Here is a 25,582-nt window from a genome sequence, read left to right as displayed (position 1 = left end):
GCCTCCCCTCCGTGCTTTTTCCGCCTGTGCGGGCGGCTAGCTACGCGGTCTGCTGCCTACGCGGCGGGTGGCGGCGTGGTCGACCCTGCGCTCGGACGGCGACGGGTGCGACGGCGACGGGCGGGCCCGGTGCCGTCGTGCGCTCCGGCGCCTGCCGGCTTCTGCTCGGGAGCCGTCGTGCCATCCGCGGCCGGAGCGGTGCGGGTGCGGCTTCGGCTGCGGTTGCGCTGCGCGGTGTCCTTCGACTCGCGAGGCTCCCGCGACTCGCGCGACTCCCGCGGTTCGCGCTCGGCGTGCGGCGCGGCGGGCGTCGACTTCAGCCGGCCCTTGGCGCTGGTCGGAATGTTGAGGTCGCTGAACAGGTGCGGGCTCGACGAGTAGGTCTCGGTGGGCTCCGGCTGGCCGAACTCGAGGGCGCGGTTGATGAGCGCCCACTTGTGCAGGTCGTCCCAGTCCACGAAGGTCACGGCGATGCCGGTCTTGCCGGCGCGGCCGGTGCGGCCCACGCGGTGCAGGTAGGCCTTCTCGTCTTCGGGGATGGTGTGGTTGATCACGTGGGTGACGTCATCCACGTCGATGCCGCGGGCCGCGACATCCGTAGCGATCAGGATGTCCTTCTTACCGGCCTTGAACGCCGCCATGGCGCGTTCGCGCTGTTCCTGGTTGAGGTCGCCGTGCACGGAGGTGGCGTTGAAGCCACGGTCGCCGAGCTCCTCGACGAGCTTCGCCGCCGCACGCTTGGTGCGGGTGAAGATGACGGTCTTGCCGCGGCCGTCGGCCTGCAGGATGCGGGAGATGACCTCATCCTTGTCCATGTTGTGCGCGCGGTAGACGAGGTGCTCGATGTTCGCCTGGGTGAGTCCCTCATCGGGGTCAGTGGCGCGGATGTGGATCGGCCGGCTCATGAACCGACGCGCCAGGGCCACAACCGGGCCGGGCATCGTCGCCGAGAACAGCATGGTGTGCCGGGTCGGCGAGGTCTGCGCGAACAGCTTCTCGACGTCGGAGAGGAAGCCGAGGTCGAGCATCTTGTCTGCCTCGTCGAGCACCATCACCTTGACGTTGGCGAGGCTGAGCAGCCGCTGCCCGGCGAGGTCGAGCAGACGGCCGGGAGTGCCGACCACGATCTGCGCGCCGGCCTTGAGCTGGGCAACCTGGCCCTCATAGGCCTTGCCGCCGTAGATGGCGACCACGCTGGTGTTGCGATTGGATGTCGCGATCTCGAGGTCTTCGGAGACCTGGACGGCGAGCTCGCGGGTGGGGACCACGACGAGCGCCTGCACGCCAGGTTCCGGGTCCGGGCCGAGCCGCTGGATCAGCGGCAGGCCGAACCCGAAGGTCTTACCCGTGCCGGTCTTGGCCTGTCCGATGATGTCTTGGCCGCTCAGTGCGAGCGGGATGGTCTGGCTCTGGATCGGGAAGGGTTCGATGATCCCCTTCGCTGCGAGAGCGTCGACCATGTCCTGGTCGATGTTGAGATCGCTGAAAGTCAAAGATTGCGCCTGTCGTATATAGAGGAAAGCTAATTCAGTTTAGCCGCCAACACGGCTGCCCCGTGGCAGGGCCGTATGCTGGCGTCGTGGTGAATTGGTTCCGTCGTGCGCGCGACCTGGTTGACGCGCCCACGGTGAAGCCACGATCGGCGGTGTCCAAGGCGTCACGAGTGGAACTCGCTGAACTGGCACCAGCCATCCTGCCATTCCTTGCTGAAGTCGCCTATTTACAGCTGTCGAACTTCGAGCTGGTCGCCCAGACCGTGCTGGCCGCACCGACCACCGCGTCCAAGGCCCGGCTGTCGAATGCCGCGCAGGGCTCGCTCACCAAGCATCGCGAACTGGTGAAGGCGATCGAGCGCCGGGGCAAGTCCGCCGCCGAGCTGATGAACGAGAGCGCGGGGCGGATCGACGACTTCCGCCTTCGGGTGCAGGGTGACGACTGGCACGAGAAACTGATGACCGCCTACGTGGCGATCGGGTTCCTCGACGACTTCTTCATCGGCCTCGCCGGTGGGCTCAGCGGAAACGACGCCGAACGGGCGATCGAGTCGCTGTCGGGCAAGTCGGCCCAGGACGCCCTGTTCGAGGAACTGAGGGAAGCCATCGAGGCCGACGCCGCGTTGGCGTCACGGCTGGCCATGTGGGGTCGGCGTCTGATCGGTGACGCCATGCTGCTGGCGCGCGCCTCGCTCGTGCACTCCGACAACCGAGACAACGACGAGGCGCGGATCGAGCCGGTGCTCACCGAGCTGATCGCCGCACACACGCGCCGGATGGACGCGCTGGGCCTCACCGCGTAGCTTCGAGGCGACCGCACGGGTTCGGACCGCACGGGTTCAGACCGCGCGGGCTCGGGTACCGACGGTCAGATACCGAGGGATGCGCGCAGCTGGGCGTCGTCCGCCTTGCGCCGGCGCGGCAACACCAGGGCGACCGCGACCGAGGCGAGCACCGAGGCGAGGATGCTCCACACCCAGATCCAGCCGCCGTCGAAGGTGAAGCCCGTCCAGAGCAGCACCACCCAGACGATCATGCCGACCGCCGTGGCGATCGCGGGCAGCAGCAACACGCCGTAGGTCTCATGACCGGGCACCAGGTAGCGGATGCCGAGACCGAGCGCCGCGACAATCACTGCCACGAAGAGCAGCTCCATGGCTAGGCGACGAACCCGACGCGTCGGGCTTCTTCGGATCCAACCTCGATGTAGGCGAACGAGGCGGCGGGCACGATATACACGGTTCCCTTGTCATCCTTCAGCTTGATGAAGGGGCTGTTGCTCTCAAGAGCGCCCGACACGCTGGCCTCGATCTCCGCCGCAGACTGCGACGACTCGAAACTCAGTTCACGGGGGCTGTTGGCGATACCGATGCGAATGTCCACGTGCTCACATTACGACAGAACGGATGTCGCTTCCGGCGCCGTTCACTCGTGGCGGAACGCGGCGGTGCACTCCGGCAATGTCGGAGGCCGCCATTAGCGTGAGCAGCATGGCATTCCGGGGCTTCGCACGAGACGTCGACCACCGGCAGACCCAGATCCCCACCCTCGACGCGTCGCAACGGGCCGTGCTCGAACTGCCAGACTCGGCCTCCGCGGCGGTGATCGGCGCCCCCGGCACAGGCAAGACCACCACCATCATCGAACTCGTCGCCGACCGGGTGCTCGACCGCGGCTGGTCGCCAGACGAACTCGTGGTGCTGACCCCGCAACGCACCTCGGCCACCCGACTGCGCGACGCGCTGGCCGTGCGGCTCGGCGTGCCCACCAACGGGCCGCTCGCCCGCACCGTCAACTCGCTCGCCTTCGACCTGGTGCGGCACGCCGCCCGCGCCGAAGGCAGCACCCCACCCAGCCTGCTCACCGGCGGCGACCAGGATCAGCTGATCAAAGACCTGCTCGCCGGTCACATCGAAGACGGTGCCGGTCCGCGCTGGCCCGACCTGCTCGGCGACGACGTGCGGTCGCTTCGCGCCTTCCGCACCGAACTGCGCGAACTACTGATGCGCGCAACGGAATATGGGGTCAGCACCGACCAGATGCGCCAGCTGGCCGCCGCCCACGACCGCCAGGAGTGGGCGGCCGCCGCCGACTTCGCCGACGAATACTTCACCGTGCTGGGCGCCGCCCGCGACAACTTCGTCGACGCCGCCGAGCTCCTCGCCTTCGCCACCGCCGCGCTCCGCCGCGCCGACGTGGCACCCTCCGCGGCCGAGCTCCGCCTGGTCATCATCGACGACCTGCAGGAGGCCACCGAGTCCACCATCGCGCTGCTGCGCGGGTTGGTCGCCCGCGGGGTGGCGGTCATCGCGTTCGGTGATCCGGATGTCGCCACCAACGCGTTCCGCGGCGGCGAACCAGACACCCTCGGCCGGTTCGCGGCCGTGCTCGGCGTTCCCGACGCGCCGACCCTGTACCTCGGTGCCGCGCACCGGCAACCGACCGCGCTGCGCGCGCTCACCCGGTCAGTCACCGAACGCATCGGCACCGCCGCCGCCGGGCGACAGCGGGCCGCCGTCGCGGCATCCGTCGTCGCCGCCACCACCCCGATCCTGCTGATCGAGGAGCCGACCCCGTCCCGGGAGGCCGCGGCCATCGCCCGCGTGCTGCGCGAGCAGCACCTGCTAAACCAGGTGCCGTTCTCGCAGATGGCGGTGATCGTGCGCTCCGGCGCGCTGATCCCGTCGCTCGCGCGGTCGTTGGCCCTCGCCGAGGTGCCCACCCGCACCCTGGCCGGCGGCCAGGCGTTGCGCGACGACCACGCCGCGCGCAGCCTGCTGGCGGTGGTCGATGTCGGCATCGGCCGCACCGAACTCGACCCGGCGGTCGCGGTCGGCCTGCTGCAGGGACCGTTCTGCGGCCTCGACCGGCTGGCACTGCGCCGGCTGCGGCTCGCGCTGCGCGCCGAGGAACTCGCCGGCGACGGCAACCGGTCAAGCGACGAGCTGCTGGTCGAGGCGCTCGGCGCCCCCGGCCGGTTCGCCACCATCGACCACCGCATCGGCCGCACCGCCGAAAAACTGGCCACCACCCTGGCGAAGGTGAGCAACCTCGCCGCATCCGGCGGCTCGATCGAGGAACTGCTCTGGCTGGTCTGGGAGCGCAGCGGCCTGGCCGACAGCTGGCAGAGCATCGCGCTCAGCGCCGGCATCGGCGCCGCCGAGGCCAACCGCAACCTGGACGGCATCATGGCGGTGTTCGCCGCCGCCCGCCGGTTCGTCGAACGTCGACCGGATGCCGCACCCCGATCGTTCCTCGAGGCGCTGCTGGACGCCGAGGTGCCCGAAGACACCTTGGCCCCGCAGCAGGGCACCGACGCGGTGCTGGTGACCACCCCCACCGGCGCGGTCGGCACCGAGTTCGAGACCGTGCTCATCGCCGGGCTGCAAGACGGGGTCTGGCCGAACCTGCGCATCCGCGGCTCCCTGCTCTACCCGCAGCAGCTGGTCGACGCCGTCACCGGGCTGGATTCCGGCACCGTCGACGCGCGCAAACAGGTGGTCAGCGACGAGCTGCGGATGTTCGCGCTCGCCGTCAGCCGCGCCCGCCGGCAGGTGGTGCTGTCCGCGGTGGTGAACGAGGATGCCGCGCAGAGCATGTTCTGGAGCCTGATCCCCGGCCACGCCACCCTGCCCCGGCTGACCACCCGTCCGCCGTTGTCGCTGCGCGGGCTGACCGGCAGGCTGCGCCGCGACCTGGTCACGGCGCACAGCACCGACCGCAGCCGGCGGGCCGCGGCATCCGCCCTCGCCAGACTCGCCGACGAAAGCGTGCCCGGCGCCGACCCGGCCGAGTGGCACGGTCTGCTCGAGCCGTCGACCCTGGAGCCCCTGTACGCGGAGGATGAGCAGGTTCCGGTGTCGCCGTCGAAGTTGGAGGCGTTCGAGGACTCCCCGCTCGACTGGTTCCTCGACTCCGTGGCAGGTGGCGGCTCAAACGTGGCGATGGGCATCGGCACCGTCCTGCACTGGGCGATGGAGACCGCCACAGACCCCCGAGTGGACGAACTGTGGAAGGCCGTGGAGTCGCGCTGGAACGAGCTGCTGTTCGAGTCGCCGTGGCTCGCCGACTCGCAGAAGAACGCCGCCCGACTGCTGGTGGCCGGCATCGCCGAGTACCTCGCCGACTTCACCCGCGACGGCAAGAACCTGGTGACCGCCGAGGGACGCTTCACCGTTGACCTCGGCCGCGCCCAGCTGAACGGGTCGATCGACCGGGTGGAGCGGGCCGCCGACGGGTCGGTGGTGATCGTCGACCTGAAGACCGGCACCCCGATCACCAGCCAGCCGAAGATCGACGAGCATCCGCAGCTGCTGGCCTATCAGCTGGCATACGCCGACGGGCACTTCGACGACCTGCTCGAGCAGCACGGTGAGCACCGCAGCGGCGGGGCCAAGCTGCTCTACGTCAAGAAGGGCGTGCGCGGAAAGCTCTACCGCGAGGGCGCCCAGGCGCCGATCACCGACGAGCAGCTCGCGGCATTTCGAGAACGCGTGCGGCAGGCGGCCATCGGCATGGCGGCCGCGCAGTACACCGGGGAATTGGAGATCGACCAGTGGGGCAAGGGCAACACGGCCAGCATGAGACTGCACAGGGTGAAGGCGGTCTCCAGTGACTAGCGGACTAGCTAGCGCAGACCTCGCCGCCGGCGCAGAATCGACCGCCGCGCTCAGCCGCACCGGCCCGGTCAACGCCAACGACATCGCCGACGCGCTCGGCCGGCCGCGACCCACCGACCAGCAGCGGGCGGTGATCGAGGCGCCGCTGGCACCGGCGCTCGTGATCGCCGGGGCCGGCAGCGGCAAGACCGAGACCATGGCCAACCGGGTGCTCTGGCTGCTCGCCAACGGCCACGTCGGCGCCGGCGAGGTCCTCGGCCTCACCTTCACCCGCAAGGCCGCCGGTGAGCTGTCCGGCCGCATCCGGGAGCGGATCAGCGCGCTGGCCGCCGCCGACCTGGTCACCGAGGACTACGACGAATTCGACCCGCCCGTCGTCGCCACCTACAACTCGTTCGCGAACTCCATCTACCGCGACAACGCGGTGCTGCTCGGCAGGGAGAGCGACGGCGCCGTGCTAGGCGAGGCCTCGGCCTGGCAGCTGGCCCGCAACGTGGTGGTCGGCAGCAGCGACCCGCGGCTCGCGGGGCTCGGCAAGAACGTCGACGCCATCACCCGCGCCGTGCTCTCGCTCAGCCAGTCGCTCAGCGAGAACATCGTCGACCCGGCAGAGGTCGCCGGTTTCGCCGAGCGGTTCACTGGCATCGTCGAGCTGCCCGCCGGCGGTCGCGGCGCCTACGCCGACGTCGACGCGATGGCGCACACCGTGGGCAGCCTGCCGCTGCTGGTGGACCTGGCCGCCCAGTACGCCGAGATCAAGAAGCGCCGCGGCTTCGTCGAGTACTCCGACCAGGTGGCGCTCGCCCTCGAGATCGCCCGCAGCGTGCCGCAGAGCGCCGAGGACCTCCGAACCCGGTTTCCGGTGGTGCTGCTCGACGAGTACCAGGACACCAGCGTGGTGCAGACCTGGCTGCTCGCCGAGCTGTTCGCCGGGCAGTCGGTGATGGCAGTGGGCGACCCGAACCAGTCGATCTACGGATGGCGCGGGGCGAGCGCCGCGAACCTCGAGGGGTTCGCCCGACAGTTCGGCGACGGCGCCGTCAATACCTACTCGCTGTCCACCAGCTGGCGCAACGGCCGCGACATCCTGCGCACCGCCAACACGCTGGTCGCGCCGTTGGTGCCGGAGACCCGGGTGCGCGTCGACCGGCTGGAACCGAGCTTCAGCGCCAGCCACCTGCCGGTGTCGGTGGCCTTCCACGAAACCATCGAGGCCGAGGCGGATGCCGCCGCGCTCTGGTTGAAGGAACGGCTCGTCGCCGGCGACGACACAGTCACCGCGGCGCTGCTGTTCCGCGCGCGCAAGAGCCAGGGGTACTTCATCCAGGCGCTGCGCCGACACGAGGTGCCGTATCACGTGCTCGGCATCGGCGGGCTGATGCAGGAACCCGAGATCGCCGACCTGGTCAGCGCGCTCACCGTGCTGCAGGACCCCACCGCCGGCTCCGAGCTGGTGCGGCTGCTCGCCGGATCCCGCTGGCGGATCGGGGTGAAGGACCTGCACGCGCTGAACAGGGTCGCCTCCTGGCTGCGCGACCGCGACCTCGCCCAGCAGCCGCTCGATGACACGGTGAAGGAGCGGATGCGGGCATCCGTCGCCGACGGCGAGGGCGGCTCCATCGTGGAGGCCCTCGACTTCCTGGCCCACGCCAAGCCCGGCCACAGCAGGCTCGAGGCGTTCAGCGAGGCCGGACTGGAGCGGCTGCGGCACGCCGGGCTCACCCTGGAACGGCTGCGCGCCCGCTCCGGCGGCGACCTGCTCGATTTGGTGACCATCGTCGAGCAGGAACTGCTGCTCGACATCGAGAGCGCCGCGAACGACGCGCACACCACCGGCCGGGCCGGCATGGAAGCGTTCTTCGACGCGCTCGCCGGCTACCTCGCCGGCGACGACACCGCGTCGCTCGGCGGCTTCCTCGGCTGGCTGCGCGAGGCGGAATGGCGCGAGGGGCTGGCGCCGCGACCGGAAGACCCGGAACCCCGCACCGTACAGCTGCTCACCATCCACGGCTCAAAGGGACTCGAGTGGGACCACGTGGTGGTTCCGCGGATGGTCCAGGACGAGCTGCCCGGCACCTCCCGGGAGGGCTCGAACGGCTGGCTCAGCTTCGGCTCCCTGCCGTGGGACTTCCGCGGTGACGCCGCCGACATGCCCGAGTTCGACTGGCGGCATGCGACCAGCCGCAAGGAGCTGCTCGAGGAGAAGAAACGGTTCTCCGAGGCGGTGAAGCACCGGCACGGCCTGGAGGAGCGCCGGCTCGCGTATGTGGCGGTCACCCGCGCCCGGCACAGCCTGCTGATGTGCGGCTCGTTCTGGTCGACCCAGAGCAAGCCGCGCATCCCGAGCCCGTACCTGCTCGAGCTGCAGCAGGCGGGCGTCATCGAGGCGCTGCCCGAGGCGAGCGAGTTCGAGGAGAACCCGCTCGGCGACCGGGTGAACGAGTTCTCCTGGCCGGCCGACCCGCTGGGCGGACGCAGGCCCGCGCTCGAGGCCGCCGCCGAGCGGGTGCGCGAGGCCAGGGCGCAGGAGGTGGAACCCGGGCGGAACGGCGAGTGGAGCCTGGAGCTCGACCTGCTGCTCGAGGAACGCCGGCGCCGGCTGACCGCCGAAGAGCGGATGCCGTTACCCGGCAGGGCGCCCGCCTCCCGGTTCAAGGACTACGTCACCGACCCGGCATCCGTTGCCGCATCGCTGCGCCGCCCGATGCCGGAGCGTCCGTACCGGGCGACCCGGCTCGGCACGCTGTTCCACTCCTGGGTGGAGGACCGCTACGGGCAGGGCGGCACGTCCGAGACCATCGACGCCCTCGCCAGCGAGATCGATTCCGCCGACCTGGACAATCAGGCCATCGACGAGGTGGAACTGGCCAGGCTGAAGGACACCTTCGAGCGTTCGCCGTGGGCCAGCAGCACGCCGGTCGACGTCGAACGCGAGATCCACCTGGTGCTCGACGGGCAGGTCATCGTCTGCAAGATCGACGCGGTGTACGCCGACGGCGACGGCTTTCAGGTGGTCGACTGGAAGACCGGCAAGGCGCCCAGAGATGCCGAGGACCTCGCCACCAAGCAGCTGCAGCTGGCGCTGTACCGGCTGGCGTACGCGAAGTGGAAGGGTGTTGACCCTGCGCTGATCTCTGCGGTGTTCTACTACGTAAGCGATGACCGCATCATCACGCCGGAACGCATCTTCGACGAGGACGAGCTCGTCGACCTGTGGCGGGCGTCGCTGGAGTAACCGGGCGCCGCTGGGCTGACCGGGCGCTGCTGCTCGAGGGGCCACTCGCGTGAGCGCCGCACTTTCTGTCGAGCGCCGCATTTTCTGTCGAGCGCCGCTGCGGTATCCGCGGCGTTCGACAGTTTCTACGGCGCTCGCGCCGGAACCGCGGCCGCGCCGCGCCCGTTCGGCGTGAGCGCGGCGTTTCCGGCCGAGGGCGCCCGCCGCGGCGCCGGCGGTCGGCCGGAAACAGCGCGCTCGGCCCGAGGGGCCTAACCAGCGAGGCCTACGCGGTACCCGCAGGAACCGTCACTTCGCCGTATCGGCAGGAACCGGGCCTACGCGGTGCCCGCGCGCCGCTCGGTGCTGTCCAGCAGCGCCTCCACCTCGGACACGGTGGGCACCGGCATGGTGGGCGGCCCGATCGGGTTCATCACGTCGCTCTGCACCCGGTCGACGAGTCCGTGCAGCATCGCCACCGCGTCATCCACCACCTCGGTGTCGCGCGTCTCCGTGCCGTGCAGCAGCCAGCGGGCGATCTCCAGCTCGGCGTACAGCATTGCGCGATGCAGCAGCTGGCGGTCGCTGCCGCCGCGCGCCGTCGTGTACGCCTCGAAGGCGGCCTCGGGCACGTTCTCCGCCTGCGAGCCGAGCAGCCAGAACAGGTCACGCGCCGGGTCACCCACCCGCAGTTCGTGCCAGCCGAGCACGCCGCACACCGAGCCGTTGCTGCTGAGCAGCGAGTCAGCGGTCAGCGCGCCGTTGATCACGGTGGGCTGGAACTGCCAGAGCAGGTGGTCGTCGGTGGCCTTCTCCCAGCGTTCGAGCAGCATCGCCGGCACCAGACCGGTGGCCGCGGCACGATCAGTGATGCTCAGCGTCGCGCGCAGGCACTCCACCGAACTCGCCACCGGCAGGCCGGCATCCGAGACAAAACTGGTCGGCAGCGCGTGGATCGCCGCCACCGCGCGACCGACGGATGCCGCCAGGCTCGCGTCCATCTGATCGAGCGCAACCTTCTCGCCGTAAACGAATTCGTACACGATCGCCCGGGTGCCCTCGACCGGGGCCTGCCCGGCGAAGGAGGTGACCGCGAACGGCAGCCGGGCGCGCACGCCGGCGCTGAGCGCCCGCAGCGCGACGAGATCGGCTGACTGTTCGGACTCGGCCCGGGACTGGCGCGGGACCCGGATGATCCAGTGCTTCCCATCGCGCCCGGTGAGCAGCGCAGACGAGAACTCGCCGCCGGAGATGGAACCGAACGGGGCGGTCTTGACGACGTCGAGGTCGGCTACTGCCGCGGTAGCCAGCGCGGCTAGAGTGAAGTGGGATCTGGCCATACCGACAGGGTAGGTTGCTCTGACCCCACCTCGGCCCTACGCCACGCACATACTCACACCTCGATAGGCCACTCATTTTGACTTTGTCGTTCTCCGCGCGACTCCCGCTTTCGCACTTCGAGATCGACCGCGACTACCTGGCGCGCACCCGCGACACCCTATTCGAGGAGCTCTGGCAGGACCCCGCCACCCGCGTGCTCGCCCTGTGGAACGGCACCGCGCCACTGGACACCCCCACGTCGCTGCGGCTGCTGCCCGCGACATCCGTCGACCGCACTGGCGAGCTCGTCTACCTCGGCCGGGTGACCAGCGCCACCGCCACCGAACCGGTCGGCACCCCGGTGGTCGCCACGGTGATCACCGACGAGCAGGCCGCGAACCTTGGCACCGAGTGGGGCAACCTGCGGGCGCTGGCCACCCGGCTGAGCGATCGCGACGCCGCCCTGTTCACCGAGGCGCTCGGCATCCTGAACTGGCATGCCGTGCACCAGTTCTCACCACGCAGCGGCGAGCGAACCGTGTCGACTATGGGCGGCTGGGTGCGGGTCGACCCTGTGCACAACATCGAACTGTATCCGCGCACCGACCCCGCGATCATTGTGGGAGTGACGGATGTCGCGGACCGGCTGCTGCTCGGCAGCAACGCGCTCTGGGAGAACAACCGCTACTCGCTGCTGGCCGGCTTCGTGGAGCCGGGGGAGTCGCTGGAATCCGCGGTGATGCGGGAGGTGCTGGAGGAATCCGGCGTGCCCGTGGTCAACCCGACATACCTCGGCAGTCAGCCTTGGCCGTTCCCGGCGTCGCTGATGCTCGGCTTCACCGCCGAGGTCGACGCCGCGTGGAGCGGCGACCTGGCACCGGATGGCGACGAAATCCTCGACCTGCGCTGGTTCAGCCGGGACGAGCTGCGCGACGCGATCGGCGACATCCTGCTGCCCGGTCCGAGCTCCATCGCCCGCGGCATCCTCGAGCACTGGTACGGCGAGCCCCTCGACGACGGGTCGCGGGCATGACCGACGCAGCGTCCCTGGGCGCAGCCTCTTCGGGTGCGGAGTCCCTGCTCGCCGGACTCGACGACCAGCAGCGAGTGGCAGCCGAAGCCCTGCTCGGACCGGTGTGCATGCTCGCCGGGGCGGGCACCGGCAAGACCCGCGCGATCACGCACCGGATCGCGTACGGGGTGGCCACCGGCGTGTACTCGCCGAAACGCGTGATGGCGCTCACGTTCACCAGCCGCGCCGCCGGTGAACTCCGCGGCAGGCTGCGCGGGCTTGGCGCGGCCGGGGTCTCGGCCCGCACCTTCCACTCGGCTGCGCTGTCCCAGCTGAGCTATTTCTGGCCCCAGGTGATCGGCGGCACCCTGCCGCGCATCCTCGACAACAAGGCGCGGCTGCTCGCGCACGCCGCCGACGGCCTGAAGCTGAAACTCGACACCGCCACCCTGCGCGACGCGGCGGCGGAGATCGAGTGGCGCAAGGTGTCGCGCATCACCATGGCCGGCTACGAGAAGGCGCTGGCGACCCGCACCCTGCCGCAGGCGCTCACCCCGGAGACGGCCATCGACCTGCAACTCGCCTATGAGAAGCTGAAGGACGAACGCCGCCAGATCGACTTCGAAGACGTGCTGCTGGCCACCGCGGGCATGATCGAGTCCGAGCCGCGGGTGGCCGAGGAAGTGCGTGAGCAGTACCGGTTCTTCGTGGTGGACGAGTTCCAGGACGTGTCGCCGCTGCAGTACGAGCTGCTGCAGCTGTGGCTCGGCGACCGCACCGACCTGTGCGTGGTGGGCGACGCCAGCCAGACCATCTACTCGTTCGCGGGCGCGTCGAGCGACTACCTGCTCGGGTTCCCCGGCCGGTACCAGGACGCCACCGTGGTGCGGCTGGAACAGAACTACCGCTCGGCGCCGCCGATCGTGGACACCGCCAACCGGCTGATGCGCGGGCGGCCGGGCTCGCTGGAGCTGGTGCCGAGCCAGGCGCGGACGAAGACGGCGGATGTCGCGGTGCGCGATCATCCGAACGACATGGCCGAGGCGCGCGCCGTTGCCCAGAGCATCGCCGCGCAGATCGCCGGGGGTATCCCGCCGGAGTCGATCGCGGTGCTCTACCGCATCAACGTGCAGGCGGCGGCGATGGAGACCGCGCTGAGTGACGTCGGTGTCAGCTACCGGTTGCACGGCGGCACCCGTTTCTTCGACCTGCCAGAGGTGAAACGCGCGCTGATGGAACTGCGCGGCTACGCCGTCTCGGGCGCGGTCGGGCCGCTGTTCAAGTCGGTGAGCGATGTGCTGCGCTCGCAGGGATGGACGCAGAGCGCGCCGGAGAACCGCGGCGCCACCCGCGACAAGTGGGAATCGCTGAACGCGATCATGACCCTCGCCGACGCGGCCGCACCGGGAACCAGCCTCAGCGCGTTCGTCGACGACCTGTTCGAACGGCAGTCCTCGCAGCACGAACCGACCATGTCGGCGGTGACCCTGGCCACGATGCACAGCGCCAAGGGCCTGGAATGGGACTCGGTGTATGTGATCGGGGTGGCCGAGGGGCTACTGCCGATCAGCTTCGCCAAGAACTTCGACTCCATCGACGAGGAGCGTCGTCTGCTGTACGTGGGCATCACCCGCGCCCGGCGCACCCTGGAGCTGTCGTGGGCGGCGCAGGGCCAGCACCGCGCCGGGCTGCGTCAACCCAGCCGATTCCTCGCCGAACTGCGCAGCCCCCGCCCCGCTGCGGCGACGGCGCAAGGCAGGTAACCTCACGAGCAGAGGCGCGGTCTCGCGCGCTCGAGCGTGCTCGCTGCGACTGGAGGTACGGCCCGTGAAAGCGTTCGTGGTCTACGAATCGATGTTCGGCAATACCGAAGCGGTGGCGAGGGCGGTCGCCGAGGGCCTCGGTGACTTCGTGCAGGTGCAACTGGCCGACATCGCCTCGTCGCCCGCCATCCCCGAGGGAGTCGACCTCATCGTCGCCGGCGGCCCGACCCACGCGTTCTCGATGACCCGTGAGTCGACCAGGGAAGACGCGGTGCGTCAGGGCGCAACCCACGGGTCGACCGGCACCGGGCTGCGGGAATGGCTCGACGCCCTGCCCGCGGGCGAACACACGCAGCTGATGGCCACGTTCGACACCCGCGTCGACAAGGTGCGGCACCTGCCAGGGTCGGCCGCGAAGGGCGCGGCCAAGCTGGCGCATCGGCACGGGTATCCCGCGGCGGCGCACGCGGAGAGCTTCTGGGTCAGCGGCGTCGACGGTCCGCTGCTTGACGGCGAGCTCGAGCGTGCCACGCGCTGGGGCGAGCAACTCGGCGCGCTGCTGGCCGATCGTACCTAGCCGTCACAGCCCGAGCGTTCCACACTCGCAGGCGGGATGCGGCGACACAGGCACCCGCGACACCTCGCCGGTGCGCGCATCCAGACACAGCTCCTCCGCCTCCCCGGTGAGGCCGGTCACGCCGGCGAGCCGCCGCAGGGTGAGGCGGCAGGCCAGACCGATAGCCTCGCCCAGCACCAGCGGGGTCTCCAGCGGCGCGCGCCGACCCCAGAGCTGACTGGCGATAGCGGGCCACGCCGGATCGGCGTCCGCCCGCCATCTGGCAACGCAGTGCAAACACGCGGACACCCCGGGATCGACAAACGGGCCGATGCGGATCTGCGCGCCACCCAGCACGAGCGGCAGATGCGGGATGTCGCGACGAAGCCACACCCCGTGGAACCCTGGATCGATCACGAAGCTGGCCACGATGATCGCCACGTCCGCGTCGACTGTGGCCGCGGCATCCGGTGTCGGCACTGTCACAGTGCGCACGCCCTGCCAGCCGAGCATGTCGGCGAGCCGGTCGACGGCCGGGTCGATCCCGGCCACGGCCACCGTGCCGGGCGGCGGTGTGACCACGAGCGCCGGCCGCACCGTGGCCAGCAGCTCGTCGACGACGGAATCGGGGTCGTTGCCGGTGCGCGCGATCACCGCCAGTTGTGCCCGAGAGGCGCCCACCGCCAAGGCCGCGATCAGCCGTTCCTGCACCGGGGTGACGTCGGCCAGCACGGCCACGGCGTCCGGGGCACCGAGCTGCAGCACCGTCGGACTGCGCCACACGGCGGGGTAGCGAGCATCGAGCGCGAGGGTCATGCAGGAATGATGCGCCTAACCGAAATCCGCCGCGCAAACCATCCACAGGCGAGCAGGCCAGGCTCAGTCGCGGTGGCGCACCGGGCTGTAGATGTCGAGCGCGTTCGGCACGATCCGCAGCAGCGAGTGACGCTCCGCGCCGCCTGGCCCCTCCGGTTCGAGCAGCGCCACCTCGCCGTCACGGGCGAACCCGGTCGGCTGGCCGGGCCAGGGCCGCACCGTCGCCCGCACCGCGTCGGTCGTGTATGCCTCCACGGTAATATCGCCGCTGGTCTCGCCCGCCCAGAACGGCAGTCGCTCCAGCGCCGCCGACACCCGCTGACCGAACGCCAACGCGACCATCCCGCGGAACCGCGACGCGCGGCCCCGCACGTGCAGGATGCGCACGTCCAGCGTCGCGTCATACAGGCGCGTGCGCTGCAGCGGCAGCAGCGTCGATGACGCGTTGCGTCCCACTCCGACGAACAGCGACCAGATGCGCACGTCGCGCCCGTCAACCGTCACCTGCTGCGGCCGCGCCTTCGCCAGCACCGTCACCGCGGCGATGCTGCCGGCGATGAACTTGCCGAGTCGTTGCTCGCGCTTCTCCCGCTCGGCCACGAACGCGGGATACACCCCGGCGGATGCCTCGTTCAGCACGGTGATCGGCGGGGCGTCGTCGAGGCTGAGTTCCGCGACGTGCACCCGCCGGCCGGTGCCGGCGCGCAACGCCGCCAACCCGGTGTCGACGGTGGCGATGCCCGCGGTACGGGCGAAGTGGTTGAAGCTGCCTCCGGGCAGCACCAGCAGCGGCATCCCCGCGGAACGCGCCACATGCGCTGCCGCCGCCACCGAGCCATCGCCGCCGTAGATGCCGAGCGATAGCGGGGGAGACGCCGACCCCGCCGCCGCATGCACGATCCCGGCGATGTCGTCGCCCTCCTCCAACCGTCGGATGTCGGCCTTCGGCAGCTGGGCCGCCAGGTCCTCGCTCGGGTCGTACACCGACATCCGCCGACCGGACGAGGGATTGACCAGCATCAGCAGGCCGGCGCCATCCGGCAGGGCGGGCAGCTCGACGACCGGGGCCTGCGGATGCAGCGCCGACTGCTCCAGCGGCAGCAGCCGCTTGCCGAGAAGCGCCACCCCGACGCCGAGCAGCGAGCCGCCGATCACATCCGACAGCCAGTGCGCGCCGGTGTGCAGCCGCGAGTACGCCACGGCCGCGGCGAGCGGCGCGATCATTGCTCCCGCGGCCGGCGACTCCAGCGCCACCCCGGTGGCGAAAGCCGCGGCGCTCGCCGAATGCCCGGACGGGAACGACGGCGAGGTGGGCGACTTCTTCAGCTGCCGGCCGATCGGCACGTCCTTCAGCAGCGGCCGGTCGCCGCCGAACACCTTCTTGCCGATCAGATTCGCGATGATGCTGGCCACCAGCAGCGACAGCACGCCGCGCACCGCGCCGTGCCGGTTGGCTCGGCCGGTGACGACCAGCACCGACGCGATCACCAGCCACAGCCGGCTGCGGTTGGCGCTATGCGACAAATGCGCAAAGCCGCGGTCGACGCCCGGCAGGTCAGTGTGCCGGTGGAATGCCCGGGCGAAACGGATGTCGGTGTGCCTCACCCAAGCGGGCAGGATCGCGGCACGTCGTAGTGCGAGGATCGGATGCCGCGATCTGATCGGATGCCGCGATCTGCTCGGGTGCATGATGCCAGCGTAGGCGCGCCCGCCGCCGAGGGCGACCCTACTCTTCGCGCGGGCGGTCCTCGCCGGAGTCGTTGAGCAGGTCTTCGATCGCCTTGTCGATGTCGTCGCGCGCCGGCTCGGTCGAGGTGAGGCGGGCCACCAGCGCGGCGGGGTCGTCGATGTCCTCCGCGGTGGGCAGGATGTCGGGGTGCGCCCACAGGTCATCGCGGATGTCGGAGTCCGTGGCATCCGTCACCGTCTGCCACATCGCGGCCGCCTCACGCAGCCGGCGCGGCCGCAGTTCCAGGCCGACCAGAGTGGCGAACGCCGACTCGGCCGGGCCTCCGGTGGCGCGGCGCCGGCGCACGGTCTCGGCGATCGCGGCGGCGTGCGGCAACCGGGTGGTGGCCTGCGCGGTGACCACGTCGACCCAGCCCTCGATCAGCGCCAGCATCGTCTCGAGGCGTCCGAGCGCGGCGAGCTGCTCCGGTGACTTCGGCGGGATGAGCGCACCGTTGGTGAGGGCATCCCGAAGTTCCTGCGGGTTCGACGGGTCGAAGCTCGCAGCCAGCTCCTCCAGCGGCTCCGTGTCGATGCGGATGCCGCGGGCGAACTCGGTGATCGAGGAGAGCACGTGCATCCTCAGCCACTTCGCGTGGCGGAACAGGCGGGCGTGTGCCAGTTCCCGCACCGCGAGGTAGAGCCGCACCTCGTCTTCCGGGATGTCGAGTCCTGCGCCGAAGGCGGCCACGTTCTGCGGGATCAGCGCCGCCTGCGCCTCGTCGAGCAGCGGCACGCCGATGTCACCGCCGGACACCACCTCGGTCGACAGCTGTCCGACGACCTGGCCGAGCTGCATCGCGAATAGGGTGCCGCCCAGGTTGCGCATCAGCTGGCTGGCGCCGGCGATCATGTTGCTGAACTCTTCCGGCGCCTGCTCCTGCAGTACCTCGGTCAGTGCGTTCGCGATCGAGGTGGCCACCGGCTCGGTGAACTGGGTCCAGACCGGCATGGTCTCGGTGACCCACTCGGTGCGGCTGAGCAGGCGTGGCGTCGAGGTCAGCTCCGAGATCGAGGTCGCCTCATCAAGCCAGAGGGATGCCACGTGCAGGGCCTGCTCGAGCTGGGAGCGTTCGGCGGGCAGCGAGACGACGCTGGACCGGGTGGCATGCTGTTTGGCCTGCTCGAGCGCCAGGTTCCAGTTCACCCCTTCGCCCGAGGACTGCAGCGCGTTCTGCAGTTGGCTCATCAGTTGCGCGACGAGGGCGGGGTCGTTCGGTAATCCCGCCGCCCCGGCCAACTGGGCAGGGTCGAACCCAGCGTTCCCAGAGAGGAACTCGCGGAGCATGTCACGGAACTCGTCCTCGGGGTTTTCCCGGGAATCTTCAGCCATGCGAACTACGCTAGTCGTTGCGCCGCGGGTGTAGCTGTGATTTGGCCTAGGCTGAAAACGCGGCTGTGCGCCTGTGGCGAACAGCAGCTCAGAACGGCGTACCCGACGCGTTTCGACCCGCTTTACCCGGCAGGTCGCCCAGTGCAACACAAGGATTTCGTGGCTCTTTTCGACGATAGTACGCCGACCACCCCCAGTCGGCGTCGCGCTGGTGGATGGGTCGGTTGGTCGCTGCTCGGTGTGGGCGCGCTCGCTGCCGCCAGCCTCGCGCTGATCCCCGCGCCGTATGTGATCGAGAAGCCCGGGCCGGTCTTCGACACCCTCGGTGAGGTCACGGTCGAGAAGCAGCAGGTGCCGCTCATCTCGATCCCGACCGAGGAGACCTATCCCACCGAGGGCTCGCTGAACCTGCTCACCGTCAGTGTGACCGGCAACCCCGAGCACCTGCCCGGCTGGCTCAGCGTGATCGGTGCCTGGTTCACCCAGAGCCAGGCGGTCGTGCCAGTGGAGAGCGTCTTCCCCGAGGGCGTCACCGAGAAGCAGTCGAGCGAACAGAGCCGCGTCGACATGGAGAACTCGCAGCGCGAGGCGGTCGCCTCGGCGCTCACCGAGCTCGGCTACCAGTTCACCAGCCAACTCACCGTGGTCGAAACCCAGAGGGACGGGGCATCCGATGGTCTGCTCGCCGTCGGCGACACCATCATCAGCCTGAACGGCCAGACGTTCACGGATGTCACCGGCCTCCGCGCCGCGATCGCCGAGAACGGCACATCAAAGCCGGCGACCCTCGTGATCGAACGCGACGGTGAGACCCGCGAAGTGCAGGTGACGCCCGAGCTCAGCGACAGCCCCGAGCCCACCCCGGTGGTCGGCATCCTGATCGGCGGCAGCTACGACTTCCCGTTCGAGGTCGACATCCAGATCGAGAACGTCGGCGGTCCGAGCGCCGGCATGATGTTCGCCTTGGGCATCGTCGACAAACTCACTCCCGGCGCATTGACCGGGGGAGAGGATGTCGCGGGCACGGGCACCATCAACGCCTCCGGCGAGGTCGGCGGGATCGGCGGCATCCGGCAGAAGATGCACGGCGCCGTCGAGGCGGGCGCGGACTGGTTCCTCGCCCCGCAGGCCAACTGCGCCGAGGTGGCCGGCAACGTTCCGGACGGCCTCGAGGTGTTCGCCGTGTCGACTCTGGATGACGCCATCGCGGCGCTGGACGGCATCGCCGCCGGCGACACCGCCGCACTGCCCGGCTGCTCCGCCGAGTAGCGCGCCACTGCATCCGGCCGCGAGCGGGCTGATTGCCGTCGGTGGCCGATTCGTTACCGGATTCGAGGCATTCTCGCAGCCGGTGCAGTGGGTTTGCCCCGGCAAAGCTCAGGTGCCCCCTTAAGATGAGACGAGACCGCCCAATCGCAGCCAGGAGCACCCTCTTTGTCTAACGCAACGCCGCCCGCCAATCGCTCACGCGCCACGCTCGCCATCACGGCAGCCGTGCTCGCGGTGCTGGTCATTCTGTTCTTTGTGTTCTCCGGGCTCTACGCCGACGTGCTGTGGTTCGACCAGCTGGGCTTCCTCAACGTGCTCACCACGCAGTGGATCGCCACCGCGGTGATGTTCCTGATCGGGTTCCTGGCCATGGCCGTCCCGGTCTGGGCGAGCATCGAGATCGCGTTCCGCCGGCGTCCGGTCTACGCCAAGCTGAACGCGCAGCTCGACCGCTACCAGCAGGTGATCGAGCCGCTGCGTCGCCTCGCCATGTACGGCATCCCGGCGGTGCTCGGCCTGTTCGCCGGTATCGCCGCCTCAAGCCGCTGGCCGGTGGTGCTGCAGTGGCTGAACCGCACGCCGTTCGGTGAGACCGACCCGCAGTTCGGGCTCGACATCGGCTTCTACGTCTTCGAACTGCCGTTCTACCACGCCGTTCTGGCCTTCGCCTCCGCGGTCGTGCTGATCTCCGGCCTCGCCGCGGTCGCCACCAGCTACCTCTACGGCGCCTTCCGGGTGAATGGTCGCGAGGTTCGCATCTCGAAGACCGCACGGGTGCAGCTGGCCATTACCGGCGCGCTCTACCTGGCCCTGCAGGCAATCAGCATCTGGCTTGACCAGTACTCCACCCTCACCGAGGCGAGCGCCGGCTACCTGCAGACCGGTGCCGGCTACACCGAGGTGCATGCGGTGATCCCGGGCCGCGCCATCCTGGGTGGCATTGCAGCCGTCATCGCCATCCTGTTCGTGGTCACCGCGATCATCGGCCGCTGGCGTCTGCCGCTGATCGGTACCGCGCTGCTGATCGTGTCGAGCCTCGTCATCGGTGGGGTGTACCCGTTCATCGTGCAGCGCTTCCAGGTCGACCCGAGTGAGGCGACCGTCGAAGCGGAGTTCATCTCCCGCAACATCGAGGCCACCCGCGCGGCCTACGGCGTCGACGTCGCCGAGTCGGTGCCGTACAACGCCACCACCGACGCGGCCCCCGGTGCGCTGCGCGCCGACGCCGAGACCACCGCGAACATCCGCATCATCGACCCCGCGCTCGTCACCGACGCGTTCGGGCAGTTGCAGCAGTTCCGCAACTACTACGACTTCCCGCCGCACCTCGACGTCGACCGCTACGAAATCGACGGCAAGATGACCGACACCGTGATCGCCGTGCGTGAGCTGAACCAGAACGGACTCGGCGACGACGTCAGCTGGTACAACAGCACGGTCGTCTACACACACGGATATGGTGTGGTCGCGGCATACGGCAACCAGCGCTCGGCCGATGGCCAGCCGGTGTTCCTGCAGTCCGACATCCCCACGGCCGGCGCGCTCGGCGATTTCGAGCCCCGGGTGTACTTCGGTGAGTCCTCGCCGCTGTATTCCATCGTGGGCGCACCCGAAGGTGCCACGGACGTCGAGCTCGACTACCCGTCCAGCGACCAGGAAGGTGCCCAGAACACCACCACCACCTTCGAGGACAACGGCGGCCCGTTGCTCGACAACTTCTTCAAGAAGCTGGTCTACGCGATCAAATTCCAGTCAGAGCAGATCGTGCTGTCGGATGCCGTGAACAACGAGTCGCAGATCCTCTACGACCGCGACCCGCGCGAGCGCGTGCAGAAGGTCGCCCCGTACCTCACCCTCGACAGCGACGCCTACCCGGCGGTCGTTGACGAGAAGCTGGTCTGGATCGTCGACGGCTACACCACCACCTCCGAGTACCCGTACTCGCGGGTGGAACAGCTCGAAGACGTGATCGCCGACACCTACACGCCGCAGCCGGTGGTGGCGTTCAACGACATCAACTACATCCGCAACTCGGTGAAGGCCACCGTCGACGCCTACGACGGCAGCGTGACGCTGTACGCCTGGGACGAGGAAGACCCGCTGCTGCAGACCTGGCAGAAGATCTTCCCGACCACGGTAGAACCGATCAGCAAGATCAGCGGCGAGCTGATGAGCCACGTGCGTTACCCGGCTGACCTGTTCAAGGTGCAGCGCGCCATCCTCGGCACCTACCACGTGACCGGCCCGGGTTCGTTCTACTCGCGGGATGACGCGTGGGTGACGCCGAACGAGCCCACCGCGACCACGACGAACCCGCCGCTGCAGCCGCCGTACTACCTGACGATGCAGATGCCGGGGCAGACGGCTCCTGCGTTCTCGATCTACTCGACGTACATTCCGAGCGGTAGCGCTGAATCCAGCCGAAATGTGCTGTTCGGTTACCTGTCGGCGAACGCCGACGCGGGGAATACTGCGGGAGAAGTCTCGGAGGATTACGGCAAGCTAACGCTGTTGACCCTGCCCAGGGAGACGGTGGTGCCGGGTCCGGGCCAGGTGCAGGCGAACTTCAACGCCGACCCCACCGTCTCGCGCGAGCTGAACCTGTTGCGACAGGGTGAGACCAGCGTGCTGAGCGGTAACCTGCTCACCCTTCCGGTGGGTGGAGGTCTGCTTTACGTGCAGCCGGTCTATGTGAAGTCCACGACGGAGACCTCGTATCCCGTTCTGCAGAAGATCCTGGTGTCGTTCGGCGACCAGATCGCGTTCGAGGACACCCTCGACGCGGCACTGGACTCGCTGTTCGGCGGAGACTCGGGCGCGGATGCCGGCGATACCGGTCTGCCCCCGGTCGAGGAGGTCCCGGGTGGGACGCCCACCACGCCGGAGACTCCCACCACGCCCGAGACACCGGCCCCGGGTGCCGAAGCGGACCTGCAGTCCGCGCTGGAGGACGCCAACAACGCGCTGCGGGAGCGCGAGGCCGCGTACGCCGCGAACGACCTGGTCGCCGCAGCCGAGGCCGACGAGCGCCTGCAGGCCGCGCTGGAGCGCGCGATCGCGGCGAGCAACGTGATTGAGGGCCAGTAGCCAGATGGCTGACGAGTCGGATCCCCGCCGTGCTGATCGTGTCGATCTGCACGGCGGGGACTGGCTCGAGCTGAACCGGGCGCTCTGGGACGAGCTCGTCCCGATCCATGTGGCGAGCGCCATGTACGACCAGTCCGACCTGCGCGCCGGCACGGCGCGCCTGCTTCCGATGGAGCAGCAGGAACTCGACCAGCTGCTGCCCGACGGGCTGACCGGCATCCGGGTGCTGCACCTGCAATGCCACTTCGGCGGAGACAGCTTGGCGATCGCCCAGCAGGGCGCCAGCGTCGTCGGCATCGACTTCTCCAAGCCCGCCATCCTGCAGGCGAGAGCCCTGGCCCGCGAGGTCGGCCTGGACGGTCGGGCCCGGTTCGTGCACGCGAACGTCTACGACGCCCGGCACATCCTGCCCGAGCCGGAGTCCTTCGACCTCGTCTACACCACCTGGGGCACCGTGGGCTGGCTGCCCGACCTCGACGAGTGGGCGCGCATCATCGCCTGGTATCTGAAGCCGGGCGGTGCGCTGTACTTCGCCGACGGACATCCGACCGCCCACGTCTTCGACAGTTCCGGCTCAGAGCTGCCGAAGTTCGTCTACGCCTACGACACCGACGGTGTCGCCGACATCGTGAATGAGAGCGACGACTACGCCGACGAGACGGCGACCACCACGAACACGGTCACCCACGAGTGGATGCACCCGCTGTCCGAGATCGTGACGGCGCTGCAGGCGGCCGGCCTCGCCATCGAGTTTCTGCACGAGCACTATGAGGTGCCGTGGAAGATGTACGACTCGCTCGTCGATCACGGCAACGGACTCTATGGCTGGCCGGGCAAAAAGTGGCTGCCGCTGGGGCTGTCGATCGGTGCGCGCGCGTAAAACAGCAGCGATTCGGTGCAACACGCCGTGCAGCACCGTCTTTTGGCGGCGTGTCGTCACGTTTTGCTGCCGTTCTGCGCGGTCCCGGCGGTGTCTGCGCGGCGCGAGACTGGCCCGAACGGGCCGCTCGATTCGCGTTGCCGCAAACCCCGTGATAAGTTAGTTCTTGTGCCGCGGGGTGGAGCAGTTCGGTAGCTCGCTGGGCTCATAACCCAGAGGTCGTAGGTTCAAATCCTGCCCCCGCAACAAAGAAGGCCCGGAATCGTTGAGATTCCGGGCCTTTTCACTTGCCGGATGTGCGAGCAGTGAGGCCCTCGGCTTGGTCGAGCTCACCCATGACGCCCGCAACAACCGCGTGCGCGCCATACCGTCGGCCGACTGACGTGAACTCCCAGTAACCTGTCCGGATGGCGATCCTTCATCGAGCAGAACTGCATCCCTCGAAGCTTGACCTGATCTCACCCTGGCTGAACGACCAGCCGTGGGCCTACGACTCCGCCGAGCCGTGGGAACGGGTCGCCGCCTACCGGTTCGACGACCCGGCCGGTGAGGTCGGGGTCGAGACGATGATCCTGCGCGCCGGCGACGGCCCAGAACTGCAGGTGCCGCTCACCTATCGGGGTGCTCCGCTTGCCGGAGCGGAGGCGTGGCTGATCGGCACCTCCGAACACTCGGTGCTGGGCACGCGGTGGTTCTACGACGCCGTCGGTGACCCGGTGTACGCCCAGGTGCTTGCGCAGGCAATCCTTGCCGGTGGACGCGAAGCCGACCTGTTCTTTGAGACGCAAGGCGTTCTGGAGCCGACCCCGGGCAGCGCCGAGGTGCGGGGGAGCGGCAGCGAGGCAATCGACGACCTCGCGGTACACCCGGTCGAGACCACCACACAGGGCGCTGTGACCACCATCACCACCCCGGCGTTCGAACTGCTGCTGGTTCGCGAACTCGGTACCGGGCTCCCGACGCGCGTGCTTCAGACCTTGACCGGCACCTGGGAGACTCAGCCCGAGTCGGTGCTCCTCGCCGCGGTCGCCGACCGCGCGTGATGGAACGCACGCCCGCCGCCCCACTCGACCTGGCGGCCGCCGAACGATTCTGGGCGGAGTACGGGACCGCGCATCCCGCCGCTGCCGATGCTGACCCAGATCACGCGGTCGACCGCTTCGGGGATTCGGCCGAACTCTCGGACGAACTCCTCGGGCTGGTTGTGAATGGCACGAAGCGGGCGACCGCCGACCTCGTCGACGAGTTCCGCGCCCGCGACGAACCGTTGCCGCGGGTCGGATCGCACTGGGTGGCATGCGACGGACCGGGAAAGCCGACGGTCATCCTGCGCAGCACGGAGCTGCGGATCGGCACCATTGCGAGCGCGGATGCCGCGTTTGCCCGCGACGAGGGGGAGGATTACGGCTCGCTCGAAAGCTGGCTGACTGGCCACCGCCGCTACTGGGAGCGCACCTGCGCCGCCCGCGGGCACAGCTTCACCGACGACCACGAGATTGTGTTCGAGCGGTTCCAGATCGTCTGGCCACCGGAGCTTGCCGACACGGAGCTCGGATCGGCCGGCCACCTGTCGCGTCAGGCTGCCGAATAGCGGGTGGCGGCCCGGGCGCGCGCCTTGGCAGCCTCCACCTCGCGGTTCTTCGGGGGAGCGGCCGTCACCAGATCGTCGAGCAGGTGCCGCGAGATGTGGGCGATCTCCTCGACCGCCTGCTCGAATGCCGCGATGTTCGCCTTCGACGGTTTGGTCGTGCCGCTGATCTTGCGGACGAACTGCAGTGCGGCGGCATGGACCTCATCGTCGGTGGCAGCCGGCTCGAAATTGTGAAGAGTATGGATGTTCCTGCACATGCATCGAGCGTAAAACGATGTCTGGCATTAATCACGGGTAACGGCATGACGGGCGCCGCTCAGCCCTGGAAATCGTCGGGGTCGACCTCGTCGAGGAACTTGCGGAACTCGGCCAGCCGTTGCTCCTCGTCGTCGTGCGGCTGCTCGCTCTCGTCCGCGATGCCCGCTTCCTCCAGCACCTCGTCGGCGACTGAGATGGGGGCGTCGACTCTGGCTGCCAAGGCGATCGCGTCGGACGGGCGCGAGTCGATCACCAGCGTGCCGTGCGCGGTGCGCAGCGTGATCTCCGCGTAGTAGGTGCCCTCGTCGATGCGGGTGACGTCGACGCGCTCGACGGTGGCGCCCACCGCCGCGAGCAGCGTCGTCATGAGGTCGTGCGACAGCGGCCGCGGCGGCTCGATACCCTCGAGCGCAATCAGGATCGACGTGGCCTCCTGCGGGCCAATCCAGATCGGCAGCATCCGGCCGGTGCCCGCGTCGTCGGTGAGCGGTTTCAACAGAATGAGGTGTTGCCCGCGGGAATCGATGGCGACGCCGGCGATGCGCACGTTGACCATGCTGGCACCCTTCCGGAAAGGAAATGGGTTGACCCTGTCATGGTAGGTCAGCCGGGTGAAGGTCTCACCTAAATCTGCCAACCGGAA

General features: G+C 69.3%; 20 protein-coding genes and 1 tRNA gene. 12 read left to right on the top strand and 9 right to left on the bottom strand.

The genetic code is table 11. The features are described from left to right. Positions 1–56 precede the first annotated feature (56 nt). Positions 57–1,493, bottom strand: a complete 1,437-nt coding sequence (locus HCT51_RS11390) for a DEAD/DEAH box helicase (RefSeq protein ID WP_166874217.1) — start codon at positions 1,491–1,493, stop codon at positions 57–59. 86 nt (positions 1,494–1,579) lie between these two features. Here HCT51_RS11390 and HCT51_RS11385 point away from each other — a divergent pair, with 86 nt between their 5' ends. Beyond that, complete coding sequence (locus tag HCT51_RS11385; RefSeq protein WP_224760461.1) at positions 1,580–2,296, top strand: ferritin-like fold-containing protein; 717 nt, start codon at positions 1,580–1,582, stop codon at positions 2,294–2,296. Positions 2,297–2,361: 65 nt separating this feature from the next. Here the strand turns inward: HCT51_RS11385 and HCT51_RS11380 are convergent, their stop codons facing one another. Continuing rightward, entirely contained in the window at positions 2,362–2,634 is a 273-nt protein-coding gene (locus HCT51_RS11380; protein ID WP_166874214.1) for a hypothetical protein, read from the bottom strand. A gap of 17 nt (positions 2,635–2,651) precedes the next feature. Next, positions 2,652–2,876 (bottom strand): DUF3107 domain-containing protein, encoded by a 225-nt coding sequence (locus HCT51_RS11375; protein ID WP_166874210.1) that lies wholly within the window; start codon positions 2,874–2,876, stop codon positions 2,652–2,654. Positions 2,877–2,983: 107 nt separating this feature from the next. Between HCT51_RS11375 and HCT51_RS11370 the strand changes: the two genes are divergently transcribed. Both HCT51_RS11370 and HCT51_RS11365 read left to right on the top strand, forming a co-directional pair. Beyond that, positions 2,984–6,112 carry an ATP-dependent helicase gene (locus HCT51_RS11370; protein WP_166874207.1) on the top strand — a complete coding sequence of 1,043 codons (3,129 nt, stop codon included), beginning with the start codon at positions 2,984–2,986 and terminating at the stop codon, positions 6,110–6,112. Then, entirely contained in the window at positions 6,105–9,347 is a 3,243-nt protein-coding gene (locus HCT51_RS11365) for an ATP-dependent helicase (protein WP_166874204.1), read from the top strand. The genes HCT51_RS11370 and HCT51_RS11365 overlap by 8 nt, the downstream gene beginning before the upstream one ends. A 317-nt stretch (positions 9,348–9,664) precedes the next feature. Here the strand turns inward: HCT51_RS11365 and HCT51_RS11360 are convergent, their stop codons facing one another. Next, entirely contained in the window at positions 9,665–10,666 is a 1,002-nt protein-coding gene (locus HCT51_RS11360) for a phosphotransferase (RefSeq protein WP_166874201.1), read from the bottom strand. A gap of 77 nt (positions 10,667–10,743) precedes the next feature. Here HCT51_RS11360 and nudC point away from each other — a divergent pair, with 77 nt between their 5' ends. The 3 genes from nudC to HCT51_RS11345 all read left to right on the top strand — a co-directional run bounded on the left by nudC (position 10,744) and on the right by HCT51_RS11345 (position 13,998). Beyond that, positions 10,744–11,679, top strand: a complete 936-nt coding sequence (nudC, locus tag HCT51_RS11355) for an NAD(+) diphosphatase (RefSeq protein ID WP_166874198.1) — start codon at positions 10,744–10,746, stop codon at positions 11,677–11,679. After that, positions 11,676–13,421 (top strand): ATP-dependent helicase, encoded by a 1,746-nt coding sequence (locus tag HCT51_RS11350; protein ID WP_166874195.1) that lies wholly within the window; start codon positions 11,676–11,678, stop codon positions 13,419–13,421. The genes nudC and HCT51_RS11350 overlap by 4 nt, the downstream gene beginning before the upstream one ends. Positions 13,422–13,485: 64 nt before the next feature. Beyond that, the gene (locus HCT51_RS11345; protein WP_166874192.1) at positions 13,486–13,998 is read left to right on the top strand and encodes a flavodoxin family protein; all 513 of its coding nucleotides are present in this window, start codon (positions 13,486–13,488) and stop codon (positions 13,996–13,998) included. 3 nt (positions 13,999–14,001) lie between these two features. Here the strand turns inward: HCT51_RS11345 and HCT51_RS11340 are convergent, their stop codons facing one another. The 3 genes from HCT51_RS11340 to HCT51_RS11330 form a co-directional block, all read right to left on the bottom strand. After that, a complete protein-coding gene (locus tag HCT51_RS11340) occupies positions 14,002–14,793 on the bottom strand; it encodes a TOMM precursor leader peptide-binding protein (protein WP_166874189.1) in 792 nt (263 codons plus the stop codon). Between the two features lie 63 nt (positions 14,794–14,856). Then, entirely contained in the window at positions 14,857–16,482 is a 1,626-nt protein-coding gene (locus HCT51_RS11335) for a bifunctional phosphatase PAP2/diacylglycerol kinase family protein (protein ID WP_166874187.1), read from the bottom strand. 37 nt (positions 16,483–16,519) lie between these two features. Beyond that, the gene (locus HCT51_RS11330) at positions 16,520–17,854 is read right to left on the bottom strand and encodes a zinc-dependent metalloprotease (RefSeq protein ID WP_166874185.1); all 1,335 of its coding nucleotides are present in this window, start codon (positions 17,852–17,854) and stop codon (positions 16,520–16,522) included. A gap of 240 nt (positions 17,855–18,094) precedes the next feature. Here HCT51_RS11330 and HCT51_RS11325 point away from each other — a divergent pair, with 240 nt between their 5' ends. The 6 genes from HCT51_RS11325 (at position 18,095) to HCT51_RS11300 (ending at position 24,681) form a co-directional block, all read left to right on the top strand. Further along, on the top strand, positions 18,095–19,123 hold the full coding sequence (locus HCT51_RS11325) for a YlbL family protein (RefSeq protein WP_224760460.1): 1,029 nt from the start codon (positions 18,095–18,097) through the stop codon (positions 19,121–19,123). 165 nt (positions 19,124–19,288) lie between these two features. After that, positions 19,289–22,210 (top strand): UPF0182 family membrane protein, encoded by a 2,922-nt coding sequence (locus HCT51_RS11320; RefSeq protein ID WP_224760459.1) that lies wholly within the window; start codon positions 19,289–19,291, stop codon positions 22,208–22,210. 4 nt (positions 22,211–22,214) lie between these two features. Continuing rightward, positions 22,215–23,090: a class I SAM-dependent methyltransferase gene (locus HCT51_RS11315; RefSeq protein ID WP_166874178.1), complete on the top strand. Its 876-nt coding sequence runs from the start codon at positions 22,215–22,217 to the stop codon at positions 23,088–23,090. 172 nt (positions 23,091–23,262) lie between these two features. Beyond that, positions 23,263–23,336: transfer RNA gene (locus HCT51_RS11310), tRNA-Met, on the top strand. A 161-nt stretch (positions 23,337–23,497) separates the two neighbouring features. Continuing rightward, positions 23,498–24,133, top strand: a complete 636-nt coding sequence (locus tag HCT51_RS11305; RefSeq protein ID WP_166874174.1) for a CG0192-related protein — start codon at positions 23,498–23,500, stop codon at positions 24,131–24,133. Beyond that, on the top strand, positions 24,133–24,681 hold the full coding sequence (locus tag HCT51_RS11300) for an ASCH domain-containing protein (RefSeq protein WP_166874635.1): 549 nt from the start codon (positions 24,133–24,135) through the stop codon (positions 24,679–24,681). The genes HCT51_RS11305 and HCT51_RS11300 overlap by 1 nt, the downstream gene beginning before the upstream one ends. Here HCT51_RS11300 and HCT51_RS11295 read toward each other — a convergent pair. Continuing rightward, positions 24,666–24,938 carry a DUF2277 domain-containing protein gene (locus tag HCT51_RS11295; protein ID WP_166874170.1) on the bottom strand — a complete coding sequence of 91 codons (273 nt, stop codon included), beginning with the start codon at positions 24,936–24,938 and terminating at the stop codon, positions 24,666–24,668. The genes HCT51_RS11300 and HCT51_RS11295 overlap by 16 nt on opposite strands. Before the next feature lie 59 nt (positions 24,939–24,997). Next, positions 24,998–25,495: a bifunctional nuclease family protein gene (locus tag HCT51_RS11290; protein ID WP_166874166.1), complete on the bottom strand. Its 498-nt coding sequence runs from the start codon at positions 25,493–25,495 to the stop codon at positions 24,998–25,000. Between the last annotated feature and the right edge of the window lie 87 nt (positions 25,496–25,582).

The sequence above is a fragment of the Salinibacterium sp. ZJ450 genome, assembly GCF_011751885.2.
GTDB lineage: Bacteria > Actinomycetota > Actinomycetes > Actinomycetales > Microbacteriaceae > Ruicaihuangia.
This window is presented reverse-complemented; position numbering and strand designations above follow the sequence as displayed.